Raw genomic sequence first — 11,756 nt, forward strand, 5'->3', positions numbered from 1 at the left:
TTTTCAAATTTGGTGATTGGAAGAAGAATGATTGCATTTCTCAATTAATTATGGCATGATTAGGCCACAAGCTAGGGGTGCTCATTCGAGCTGAGATGGCAGTCGCCAGACCCTTTGAACCTGAGAGTTAACACTCACGTAGGAAAGCTATTGATCGTGTGAATCAGACTCTCGAAGCTTGCTTCGAGGGTCTTTTTTTGTCTAACTTAGGTTCGTGGCTGAGTTTGTACCACGAAGGGACTTTGTAATATGGATAGTTCAAAAGCGTCATTGTTGGCAGCGGTAACGGCTCAACAAGACCACTTGGTGACAATTTTGTCACGATTGGTGGCCTTTGAAACAGTTTCACCACCCGCACGTAACACGATTGGTGTTCAACAGTACGTGGCCAATCAACTCACCGAAGCTGGCGCCACGGTCAATCAGCAGCCGTTTTATGAACAAGACCGCTTATTATCGGCCGTCCTAAGGGGCAGTAATCATATGCACTATCAGAGTTTGATTTTAAACGGCCATGTGGACGTGGCGGCACTGACGGATGCGGATAAGTGGGAAACCGACCCGTTTACATTAACGCAAGAGGCTGATCAGCTGTTTGGTCGCGGTGTTAGTGATATGAAAGGGGCGATGGCCTGCTTTATTTACCTGGCCTACTTATTAAAGCAACAAGGGATAACGCTGCCAGGAGATTTGATTTTTCAGTCGGTGGTTGGTGAAGAAGCGGGTGAGGCCGGGACTAAAACACTGTTGAAGCAGGGTGAGACAGCTGATTTTGCAATCGTGGGCGATACCAGTAATCTGACCTTTCAGGGGCAAGGTGGTGTGGTCACTGGCTGGATAACACTTCGTAGTCCGCATACCTATCATGACGGCAACCGGGTGAACATGTTGCGGGCTGGTGGTGGATTAAAGGCCGCAAGTATGGTTGAAAAAATGCCGGTGATCATTGAGGCCCTCCAAAAATTGGAACACTATTGGGCGGTGACAAAACAGTATCCCGGTTTTCCAGCGGGCACCGATACCATTAACCCTGCGTACATTGAGGGGGGCATTCACCCCGCTTTTGTTGCCAACGAATGTCGCCTCTGGATCACGGTTCATTTTTATCCAAATGAAACAGTGGCTCAGGTTACCAAAGAAATTGAAGCGCAAGTCTTGGCAGCAGCCAAGGCGGATCCATGGTTGAAAGATCAGTTACCAACCTTTCAGTGGGGTGGCGATTCAATGCTGGTCGATAAGGGTGAGGTATTCCCTGCGCTGCAAATCGACGTTCAGTCGCCAGCGGTTCAATTACTTAGTCAGGCACACGAGCAGCAGTTAGGTCACAAACCAGACATTTCAATGTCAACCACGGTCACGGACGGCGGTTGGTTTGAGGCCTACAATATTCCAGCAGTCGTATATGGACCAGGTGAACTAGAACAGGCCCACAGTGACAACGAGATGGTGCAGTTATCGCAATTATTGACGTATACCAAAGTGTTGGCGGCATTTGTAATTGATTGGTGCAATCAGGCCAAATAACGGGAGGATCCAACTATGAAAAAACATTTTCACCTGCAAGATATTATCTTAATTACTATGATTGCCTTAATTTTTGGGGCGATTTTTGTCGGTACAGATTACTTGTACAATGTATTATTTGTGGCGGTCGGGCCATTTGCAAATGAAATTTTGTTTGGTCTGTGGATCATGGCCGGACCACTGGCCATCTATCTTACCCGAATTCCTGGTGCGGCCATCGTCGGTGAAGTACTGGGTGCGGCGGCTGAAGTGATTTTTGGCGGTACCTTTGGCATTGCAGCCCTCTTGTCTGGTATCGTGCAGGGGGTCGGCAGTGAGATTGGGTTTGCCGTTTGGCGCTACAAACAGTGGAATTGGTTGAGTTTACTGACATCATCCGTGACAACCACCATCGTCGCCTTTACGTATGAGGTCTTCAAGCTGGGCTACATTCACTATTCGCTGGGAATGATCGTGGCCTTATTTACGGTACGGCTGATTTCCGTGATTTTCTTTGGCACCGTTTTGGTTCACAGTATCTTTGCACTGCTAGAGCGGGCGCATGCGCTTCGGCATTTGAAATCAGAAGAATAGTTGTGATTTGATTAAACAATTGGCAGTGATGTGGTGTGGTGTGTTTATTTAACTCTATGACATCGTCGAACCGTGAAGAAAGTGAAATTTTTTGAGCAAATTAAAAATACGAAGTCGAGACCCTTCACTGATACAGTGACTCAGGTTCTGACTTCGTATTTTTGTGAGTTGATCCAATGATTGCGCCTGTTTTGAAAGACGAAATCATACAAATCTAGCTGGTTATTTTCTATTCACGAACTCTGAGTGAGGCTGCGTGACCGATTCCTTTCGCATGTCGTGCCTTTAGCGGACGCTTCTGTGGTCGCCCAATCAAGAAGCCAAATGGATAAACTTTATAGCAGAACCAAGCAATCAAGAACGAGTAGGAGAGTACAAACAGGCTACCAAGTGGGATGGCAACGACTAGCGCCCAGTCACCAAGTTGTAAGTGATCCAAGATAAGTCGTAGGGTGATTAAACCAATGATTTGGTTCAGGTAAATACCGAAGTTGACCTTAGCACTGCGTTGGATGATGCCGTCCAACCAACTAGGCATGCCATTTTGCCGCCAAGCTGCGTATTGTTTGCCAATCCAGAAAACGACCATAATCATGATGACGTCATAGATAAACAGGTAAGGTTGTTGCGTATCATCAGATGAGCTTTGGCCGAGGTGTAAAACAGCTTCGTCCCAGAATCGGAAATAGACGGTGGTACCAAGTCCCATCACAACGGCGGTAATCGCCAGCGGTTTAATGTGCGCATTGATCCAATCATAGACTTCATTATAGTGAATGGCAGTATAGCCACCCGCAATGAAGTAGAATTGGTAAACAAACACGTTAATGCCAAAGGTTTTGAACCAGTACGGCCAACTTGTCAGGTCCATTTGTTCCAGTTTGTATTTGATCACAAACATCATGGCTAACTGAATCACGAAACTTACGGTGAGAAGCGTGCCGTGATGGCCTTCCAAACGCTTGAAGAGCCAAACGAGTCCAGGAAATAGTAAGTAGAGTTGCATGATGATAATCATAAAGTATAGGTAGAAGTGACTGCCGTGGACGACATAGTTTAAGTACGATAGACTGAACTTCGAGAACTGAAAAGTATCGTTGTTTGCCCACATGATGACAACCATCATCAGAAAGTTCCAGATTAAGTAGGGTGGAATGCTGCCTTTGAAACGTTTCTTCAAAAATGCGCCCCAGTGGGGTTCCTTGTTGTAGTAGTTCAACATCAGCACTAAACCACTCATGAACAAAAAGCCCATTCGCGTGTAGTGCGGAATCATGCGGATGCTGTCCACTAAGTAGTAGGGTAAACCTGAAGTAGAACTCATATGATCCGTAAATACATTGACACTGTGATTGATTAAGACACCAAAAATGAAGAAGAGTCGCATGAAGTCTACTTCATAGAGGTGCACTTTATGTTTTGGCGTCGTTTGAGCCACGTGCTCATCTCCTTGAAAAAGTCATGAGCTTAGGTTAAGCCGGTTAACTTAAAGTGGGCTTAAAGCTGGAAATTGATAGTTGACCGACTGTTAAATATACTGAAACCTTCAAATCGGTAGGAATTAGATCGATTGTATTGGATCAACATTAATATGTATAATACAAGTAATTGATGTAACAGCGTTTATTAGTGATATCTTTGAGCTACTAATTCTCCCTAAAATGCCAGAAGTGTATACAATAAATTAATCTTCCTATAAATATTTTATATTGTGCAGGGCAATTAACTATGATAAAGTCAACCGTAAGTAATGTAGGCGATTTCAATCCGAGGGGGATTTCATCATGAATAAAACAACTGTAACGACCGTTGTTGCACTTGCACTTGGCCTAGGGGGTGGCTATCTTGCCACGCAACAGCCAACAGTTGCCCAGGCATCAGCGAAGTTTGCTAAAAAGGATCTTCAGAATCCATCTGGCTATTATTACACCAATAAGGGCCGTTATGCCTTTCACTGGCAAAACAAGAAGTCCGGTCATAAAACTTACCATTATCTCGTGATGTCTGATTTTAAAGCGGGTATCGTGTATACCGGCAGCATTTCATACCACCAGATCAGTGCTAATCGCCGCACGTTTACGACCACGTTTCGACTGTTGGACAATGGTGGAAAGCTGACAAGTACGAAATATAAGTTCGGGTTATATAAGTTAAGCAACTCGAAGTACCGGGTTAAACTCTATAACAGTGGTTCTCGGCGCTTGGTCAGCAATCATGGGACGACCTACGCGATTACCAGAACAACTAAGAATCCGTTCACGCGGATGTTTAATGCTTATACTAAGAAGTCACTGAAAGCTGATATCAACAAGGTGCTGACCGAACGTTACAACGATGGTTATTCAAAGGTTGATCCGAAGAGTTCGGACGGTCAAAAAGCCTTGAATACGGGTGTGCACGCTGGTTATGTTTATGTGAAGGATGCGTTTAGTTTGAAGGGATAATGTTTAACTTTGTAGGTTTCTTATCCTGCCTAAATAATTATTTATAACAAGTAGAGGCGACACCCAAGTGGAAACCTGGGTGTCGCCTCTATTTGCGTATTGGTTGATTTCTTATTTCTGATAAATTGATATATTGTAACAAGCATAAATACGTAACATTGGCGAAAAATTTGCAAATATCTGAAAAAATCTATCAAGTTTATGAGCTATTTACACTCGGATGTATCAGTCAGTTATCAATCATACTTCCGAATCTGCTTTCTCTTCACGCAAAATATTATGCAGATCACGACATTTCATTATGCGCCCTTTCCCTAATAGCATTCCCGCCCACACCCCGGTAAACTAAAAGAAAACCATGAAACGGGGGACACATTTTGGGACAGTTTAACTTTGACTTGAACGCTTCGCGACTGGACGCAAGTGGTCACTATGATTTTCAAAACGTGTTTGAATTTCCAGACTTTATTGAAATGCGGCCGCGGTTGCGTGACGCCGTGCGAACGGTGGCGCAAGAAGCCTTTGATCAGCCCGTGTTGCCGGTGAAAGTAGAACGGCTGACAACTTCACTGGAAGAACAGTTAGAACGTGAGACTCGTAAGTATGCGCGCCAGTTAGGCGTTTATCCCAACCAGAAGGGTGAACGCAATGAACTGGTGCGGTTATTTACCCACATTCTGCAGATTATTAGTCGAACGGATGATATCGATGAAGAATTGGAAGATATGATATATGCGGTCAATCAGACTCGATTAAGTCTGATTGGGCTACCTGAGCTGACGGGTGAAGGTGAACTCTACAACGCGGATCAAGACCAAGAACTTATCCCTGGCACCTTTTATTATGAGGTGACTAAGCAGCTTGTTAAGCCGTATTTGATTAATTCGAAGGGTGAGATGGTGCCTGAAAATGTCACAGAAGAAGGGCGTCACTTAGTAGTTAAGATGACCACGTACGCATACCGTGATTGGGATGCTTACTTGATGCACGAATACGACGAGCAACACATTATCAAAAACGAAAAGGGCCTTCAAGACGAGACCTATTTCAATAAATTAGAGGAAATTGAACTCAAGTACGCTGACCACGCTTACGCAGAAGTGTTAGCTGACACTTATCAAGATTTCAGCAAGCTGTTGGTACCGGACTTTGTGCCAGCCTTTGAAATCATGTCGACGGACTTGCGGCCACTGATTGCCAAACAACCAGGCTTACGCATTCGATTGACCGCCAAAATTGCTGATCGATTTAAACTTGACGCTGACGGTTTCGAACACGTCATGGATCAGCCACTAAACGAAATCAAAACCAAATACAACTTTTACCGTCAAAACTTTGCTTAGGATGTGACGAAGATGATGAACCAAGAACCCTTAACAGGGCCAGAAGCCAAAATGGGTTTACCGGAATTTGAAAACACACTATTTGTGCTGGATGTGGCACCGACCCAAGCGAATATTGAAGACTTTGCCATGCAAGGTAACTTGTATCCAGAACCTTTGGATGATGTGGCATGGGCGCTACCTGGGTATTTATCCGACGATTACAATTTATTTCTGATATTTGCCCCGAACGTTTTGGAGAACTGGACAATTACATGTGCACAGGTCGAAATTGTGAACGGTAACGAAATCACCCATATGAGTAACGTGGTGCCAACTGGAACTGGTTTGAATGCGATTGCGTCTATCAGTAAGAGTGGGTCAATTGAATTATTAGCATACTTTAAAACGCTGCAAGCGAACGGTTTAGGTCATTTTGACGAAGAACTTTGGAAACAAGTTTCACATTAAATCGTTGATGTGAATGAAAAACGCCTCGGTATGACTACTCACACCGGGGCGTTCATTGCTTATTCATTTACTTAGTAGCTGTTGAGCCTGATAAAATCAGGTTAGCTTGATGGCGACTCAACTGATAGTTGTAATATTTCTGGTAGAAGGCTTGCGTCTTTTGGGTCATGTGGAGCTGCTTGAACTGGGCAGGATGTAGTTTCTGCGCAGCCCAAAGCACTTGAAGGGCTTCTTCTGCACTGTAACGATCCCACGGGAAGGTGCCTTGTGGGTTGCCGTATACGTGACCAGTTTTGACCGCAGTCAGTTTGCTGAGGACGGGGTCTTTTTTCAAGGCTTTTAGGGCATTGGCGGTGGTTGTACTACCGACAATGATGACGTCGGGGTTAGACTTGGCCAATTTTTCAGTTGTGACCGAAATCATGTTACCTTTTTGAGACAGGGCGTTTTGACCACCAGCTGCCTTGATCCATTCGTCCACAATCGTGTTTTGGCCATCCACCACGTTTAAGTTGGTGCTGTTGACGATGTGGAGCACCTTTGGCTTGTTGGTGACACCTTTCAGCTGAGTTTTAACGTAATTCAAGTTGCTGGTTAAGTCCTTTTGGTAATTCTTAGCAACTTTAGGCGCGTTACCGCCTAGTACGTTTGCGGTTAGGTTTACGGAACGACGTAAGCCCGCAAAATCCTGATACATGGCGTTCACGGTCGGTAATTTAGCGTTTCGGGCCTGTTTAATTTGGCCAGGGTCAGATGAAATCACCACGTCAGGTTTCGTTTTGAGTAGCGCTTCAATCTGCATGTCCTCTCCGGAAAACGGTGCTTTAACTTTTGAAATGCCAGGGAAAATGGCGTTGATCCATGGCTCTGTTTTAATCATTTGTGTGGTTGCCACTAATTTCTTTTGACCGCCGAGTAGCATCACGACTTGATTATTTGCGTGCCAAAGGTCAGCAACTCGTGAGACTTGGGTGGGAAGCTTAACTTTGGTACCACTCATATCAGTCACCGTTCGGGTGGTCGTTGAGCTGTTACTGCTAGACTTGCTAGTATTCCCACAGCCGACCACAATGGTAGCCAATGCTAGTATACTTAAGATACCAGCGACAAAACGAACTTGATGTTTCATATAACAAACTCCTCCCAGAATAAATGCAGTGGTTCAAATAATTGCTGTTCAACGATTTTATAGTGTTCCAACATGAAGAGAATGAAACCGCTTATAAAATAATTATATCGTATTTTTGGTATATTTTCACTTAATTGACAGGAATATTTAAGCATAAAATTGACTGAAAACGCCGTTATATCAGCATTAATTGCAGCTGTTCGTCCGGCATCATCAACTTGCACCTTAACTCGTTTCAACTGTAATTTATACGGCCAGAGCAACACGAATTGCAACGGATGTGGTAACATAGTGAAAGCAGTTATTTTACGTTATAAACCCGTGGGGAGTGCGGGTAAATTCAAGGTAGAGGAGTGCCAAAGATGGTTCACAAACTATGGCGCCAGTTTCCACGAGTTCAGACACAACTACAACAGTTGCAACCTTATCTCGTAGATGTGGTGACATTACCAAACCAACCGATACATAAACGAATACTCGCGTTATTACAATCTGGGGGCAAGCTCTTACGGCCCGGTCTGTTTTACTTGTTTACTGAGTTTGGTGAACAACATGATGAAGACGCTTTGCGTGCAGGGGCTGCATCCTTGGAACTACTTCACGTTGCTACACTGATTCACGACGACGTGATTGACCGTTCGCCACTACGTCGTGGTGTGACGACGATTCACACGCTGTATGGCTCACGAAACGCTGTGTACGCGGGCGATTATTTGTTCACGGTTTATTTTAATGAAGTCATGAAAGCCACCCATGATATGGCCGAATTGCAGCTGAATATCAACAGCATGCGCGACATTTTGATTGGTGAGTTGGAACAGATGACGCTTAATTACAAGCGTGACGTGACTGAAGATGAGTATTTCCAAGAGATTAGTGGTAAAACTGCCGAGTTATTCTGGCTTAGTTGTCGACAAGGTGCATCGTTGAGTCATAGCTCACAAGCTGTGGTTGACTTGGCTGGTCAAATCGGCATGACGATCGGTCAGGCATATCAGATCTTGGATGATATCTTAGATTATGATGGACAGTCCAAAGCCACCAAGAAGCCAGTTTTAGAAGACCTTAAGTCGGGCGTCTATTCGTTACCGTTAATTCTGGCAATGAAGGGGGCTGGTCAGGTCTTTAAGCCTTATCTGGCCAAAAAAGACCAGATGACTAGTGACGACATGGTGCAGGTTCAACGACTGGTGACGCAATATGATGGTGTGGGTCAGGCAAAAGCTAAAGCGGCTGAATTGACACAACAAGCTTTAGCGTTGATTGATCAATTACCAGACCAGCCCGTCAAACAGGATTTGGCAACCTTAACCTCATGGTTGCTTGGGCGGCAACAGTAATGATTTTGAAATATGACAGAAGTACTTAGAATTCCGGTAATGGAATTTTGAGTGCTTTTTTTATTGGGTGTCACTGATACTGTGACCAGCGGTTTACCTACAGTTCTCGACACGTTAGTTCGATCGGTATTTAAACGTATAACGGTCAAGTGACGTTAGTGTAGACAATCAGGCCCGGTCCGCAGCAGTGACAAATGGCTGTTGGTGCTTTAGTATTTACAACCATTGGACGGTCATGAGACTCGGGTTGTGAGGCTCATGACCGAAGCGTAAGACACGGGAAACGTGGCCGAAGCTGGTCCCACGGCAGTGGACCGGGCCTGATTATCGAAACGAAAGCGGTGCGTAAAAGCGCATCAAACTAATCTAAAAACTCGCGATGCCCAATAAAAAAACCACCAAGCAATTAAACTTGGTGGTCAAATGACTATACCGGACGCTTCTTAGCGTTGTCCATCATTCGCTTGGCTTCACAGTCGTAATCACAAGCTGCGCACTTGCCTTGTTTGGAACGCTTCACAGCGCGGTAAATCTGATAGCCGGCAAATCCAACAATGGCGGCCATGATTAAAATATTAACAATCAAACTCATCTCGAATGCCTCTTTTCACATGAACAAAGAACCAATCTGAAAAATCAAAAAGGCTAAACTATAACTGATAAATAGGCTAGAGACCACCGAATAAGTGGCCCACTTACCAGAACCAGTCTCTGACTTAATTGTCCCAATCGTAGCAAAACATGGGATGTAAAGCAAGATAAAGACTAATAATGCATAGGCAGATAACATGTTGAAACTGCCACCCAATGCAGCGATTAACGCGGTTTGGTTGCTGGTATGGAATAACACCATCATGCTGGAACTGATGACTTCCTTAGCGAGGACGCCAGTCAACAACGCGCTGATTGGCTGCCAAGTTGTAATGCCAATTGGCTTGAAGGCGGGCAGTAACAGTTGACCTAAGTTAGCCGCAAAACTTTGACTAATATTGGTGGTGTAACCGTGCAAACCAAAGTTTGATAACAGCCAAATTAAGACGGTACCGGCAAAAATAATTGTGCCGGCTTTTTTGACGAAGCCCTTGCCTTTATCCCACGTCCCGTGCCAGATAATGTCAGGACGTGGCATGTGGTACTGCGGTAGTTACACGATGAAAACTGAGTTCTCTTTAACGTGAAATAAAACGTGGTAAAACTTAGCCATTAACAGACCAACCGTGATCCCCAAGAAATAAATTGATAACACAATCACGGCTTGATGACGTGGAAATAGGGCGGCTACGAACAGGCTGTAAATTGGCAGTCGTGCAGAGCAACTCATGAAAGGTGAAATCAGGGTGGTGATCAGTCGCTCTTTGGGTTGTTCGATCGTACGTGCGGCCATGATACCGGTGACGTTGCAACCAAACCCAATAATCAGTGGAATGAACGCCTTACCGTTCAGGCCAATCAGTTCCATGATTCGGTCAGTCACGAGAGCTGCCCGGGCCATGTAGCCGGAATCTTCAAGAATCGAAATACAGGCGAATAACACGAAAATCTGGGGCATAAACACTAGCACACCGCCAACCCCGGCGATTAAGCCATTGACGACTAATGACCGTAACATCGGCAACGCGCCAACTTGAGTAAGAAAATGATTTGCCCAGGTGGATATCGGGCCAGATAACAGTGCATCAAGCTGGTTAGACAGTGGCGTGCCAATCCAGTCAAATGATAGTTTAAACATTAAAAAGAAGACACCAATAAAGACGGGTAAACCGAGTAACGGGTGGGTGACCACTTTATCGATTTTTGACGTTATCGTAACGTGCTTCGTGGATTCGAGTGTCTCAGTTGCTGTGGTAAGCGTTGATTCAATAAAGGCCAAGCGGGTCTCAAAAATCGCATCCTCAAACTTCTGAGCATCATAATAAGCACGTTGGGAAAGTAACGGCTTTAAATCATGTGCTTTAGCGTATTTTCGAACCACTTTATTGCAATTAATGTACTGGATTGATAACCAATGAGCAAATTGTGGCTCAATTTTATAATCATTTACTAATGAATTAGTTGCCTGTCGGATGGCTTGATTAACCATCATCGGATAGTCTAGTTTCAGCGGTGAATTTTCATGGATCTGAGCTTGATCTTTTACTAATTCAGATTTTAATTGTTCCAACCCCTCTTTGCTGCGGGCATTAGTGGTACGAATCGGGCAGCCTAGAGCGTTTGCGAGCGTTTCCAAATTATAGTAATGGCCAGTTCGCTTTAAGTCATCGATCATGTTAAGTGTGATGATGACTGGCAAGCCCAGTTCCAATACTTCGATGGATAACAGTAGGTTACGCTTGAGCTGACTGGCGTTGGTGACGTTTAAAATCAGGTCAGGCTTGCTCCTGAGCAGGTAATTAGTCACCACGGATTCGTCCTTAGTGATTGGGTTGAGCGAATAAATGCCTGGCAAGTCTACAACCATAGTGTCACTGTGTTTAATTTGACCGACCTTTTTTTCTACCGTTACACCGGTCCAGTTACCGACGTAGGCGTACTTATCAGTCAATTCATTAAACAGGGTGGTTTTACCGGTATTCGGATTGCCTAATAATGCGACGGTTGTCATCATCTAACCCCCTATGAGTTGTCGAAAGACTTGGTAGCGAATACCGATTCGCTGCTGGTCGACTTGAATAATGACGGGTCCATGAAATGGGTAAAAGCGCACGGTTGTGAGTACGCTGCCAGTTTGAAGACCCAAGCTATGTAGTCGTTGTGTGGTTGAGTCGTCGAGGCCATTAAACTGGTGAATGGTAAATTGTTTCATGATCATCAACCTTTCTCGCAGTTAAGCGAACAAAAATATTCTTAAATCAGTTCAATTTCAAATTGTTATTATGAATATCTTACACCATATACTATCTCATAATATGATTTTTTTAGGTATAAGGGAAATGCCTAGTTTGAATATCGTGAG

At 44.4% G+C, this 11,756-nt stretch carries 10 protein-coding genes, 1 pseudogene and 1 riboswitch; of the genes and pseudogenes, 6 read left to right on the top strand and 5 right to left on the bottom strand.

Annotation, left to right across the window (positions count from 1 at the left end; all coding sequences use genetic code 11):
• The first annotated feature begins 63 nt into the window (after positions 1-63).
• Positions 64-162, top strand: a riboswitch (TPP riboswitch).
• Positions 163-249: 87 nt separating this feature from the next.
• Both FD04_RS05410 and FD04_RS05415 read left to right on the top strand, forming a co-directional pair.
• Positions 250-1,524 (top strand): acetylornithine deacetylase, encoded by a 1,275-nt coding sequence (locus FD04_RS05410; RefSeq protein ID WP_056947575.1) that lies wholly within the window; start codon positions 250-252, stop codon positions 1,522-1,524.
• Between the two features lie 15 nt (positions 1,525-1,539).
• Positions 1,540-2,097: an ECF transporter S component gene (locus tag FD04_RS05415; protein ID WP_054699725.1), complete on the top strand. Its 558-nt coding sequence runs from the start codon at positions 1,540-1,542 to the stop codon at positions 2,095-2,097.
• Positions 2,098-2,326: 229 nt separating this feature from the next.
• Here the strand turns inward: FD04_RS05415 and FD04_RS05420 are convergent, their stop codons facing one another.
• Positions 2,327-3,535 (bottom strand): acyltransferase, encoded by a 1,209-nt coding sequence (locus FD04_RS05420; RefSeq protein ID WP_054699728.1) that lies wholly within the window; start codon positions 3,533-3,535, stop codon positions 2,327-2,329.
• 346 nt (positions 3,536-3,881) lie between these two features.
• Between FD04_RS05420 and FD04_RS05425 the strand changes: the two genes are divergently transcribed.
• From FD04_RS05425 to FD04_RS05435, 3 genes are all read left to right on the top strand, one after another.
• A complete protein-coding gene (locus FD04_RS05425) occupies positions 3,882-4,541 on the top strand; it encodes a hypothetical protein (RefSeq protein ID WP_054699730.1) in 660 nt (219 codons plus the stop codon).
• 377 nt (positions 4,542-4,918) lie between these two features.
• On the top strand, positions 4,919-5,884 hold the full coding sequence (locus FD04_RS05430) for a hypothetical protein (RefSeq protein WP_054699732.1): 966 nt from the start codon (positions 4,919-4,921) through the stop codon (positions 5,882-5,884).
• Positions 5,885-5,896: 12 nt separating this feature from the next.
• Positions 5,897-6,334 carry a hypothetical protein gene (locus tag FD04_RS05435; RefSeq protein ID WP_420806514.1) on the top strand — a complete coding sequence of 146 codons (438 nt, stop codon included), beginning with the start codon at positions 5,897-5,899 and terminating at the stop codon, positions 6,332-6,334.
• Between the two features lie 67 nt (positions 6,335-6,401).
• On the opposite strand, the gene FD04_RS05440 is transcribed toward FD04_RS05435, so the two are convergent.
• Positions 6,402-7,463 carry an ABC transporter substrate-binding protein gene (locus FD04_RS05440; RefSeq protein ID WP_056947577.1) on the bottom strand — a complete coding sequence of 354 codons (1,062 nt, stop codon included), beginning with the start codon at positions 7,461-7,463 and terminating at the stop codon, positions 6,402-6,404.
• A gap of 362 nt (positions 7,464-7,825) precedes the next feature.
• Here FD04_RS05440 and FD04_RS05450 point away from each other — a divergent pair, with 362 nt between their 5' ends.
• Positions 7,826-8,803, top strand: a complete 978-nt coding sequence (locus FD04_RS05450) for a polyprenyl synthetase family protein (RefSeq protein WP_056947579.1) — start codon at positions 7,826-7,828, stop codon at positions 8,801-8,803.
• Between the two features lie 427 nt (positions 8,804-9,230).
• Here the strand turns inward: FD04_RS05450 and FD04_RS12320 are convergent, their stop codons facing one another.
• From FD04_RS12320 to FD04_RS05460, 3 genes and pseudogenes are all read right to left on the bottom strand, one after another.
• Complete coding sequence (locus tag FD04_RS12320) at positions 9,231-9,395, bottom strand: FeoB-associated Cys-rich membrane protein (RefSeq protein WP_082603143.1); 165 nt, start codon at positions 9,393-9,395, stop codon at positions 9,231-9,233.
• A gap of 15 nt (positions 9,396-9,410) precedes the next feature.
• Positions 9,411-11,405 (bottom strand): annotated as a pseudogene (gene feoB, locus FD04_RS05455) (ferrous iron transport protein B).
• 3 nt (positions 11,406-11,408) lie between these two features.
• Positions 11,409-11,606, bottom strand: coding sequence for a FeoA family protein (locus FD04_RS05460; protein ID WP_420806515.1), 198 nt, complete (start codon positions 11,604-11,606; stop codon positions 11,409-11,411).
• Positions 11,607-11,756 lie beyond the last annotated feature (150 nt).

The organism is Secundilactobacillus odoratitofui DSM 19909 = JCM 15043, assembly GCF_001434895.1.
Lineage (GTDB): Bacteria > Bacillota > Bacilli > Lactobacillales > Lactobacillaceae > Secundilactobacillus > Secundilactobacillus odoratitofui.

Bases quoted from the DNA above. Each gene is read 5' to 3' on its own strand.
- FD04_RS12320 (WP_082603143.1), bottom strand. From the start codon at position 9,395: ATGAGTTTGATTGTTAATATTTTAATCATGGCCGCCATTGTTGGATTT.
- FD04_RS05435 (WP_420806514.1), top strand. From the start codon at position 5,897: ATGATGAACCAAGAACCCTTAACAGGGCCAGAAGCCAAAATGGGTTTA.
- FD04_RS05415 (WP_054699725.1), top strand. From the start codon at position 1,540: ATGAAAAAACATTTTCACCTGCAAGATATTATCTTAATTACTATGATT.
- FD04_RS05450 (WP_056947579.1), top strand. From the start codon at position 7,826: ATGGTTCACAAACTATGGCGCCAGTTTCCACGAGTTCAGACACAACTA.
- FD04_RS05460 (WP_420806515.1), bottom strand. From the start codon at position 11,606: ATGAAACAATTTACCATTCACCAGTTTAATGGCCTCGACGACTCAACC.
- FD04_RS05440 (WP_056947577.1), bottom strand. From the start codon at position 7,463: ATGAAACATCAAGTTCGTTTTGTCGCTGGTATCTTAAGTATACTAGCA.
- FD04_RS05425 (WP_054699730.1), top strand. From the start codon at position 3,882: ATGAATAAAACAACTGTAACGACCGTTGTTGCACTTGCACTTGGCCTA.
- FD04_RS05410 (WP_056947575.1), top strand. From the start codon at position 250: ATGGATAGTTCAAAAGCGTCATTGTTGGCAGCGGTAACGGCTCAACAA.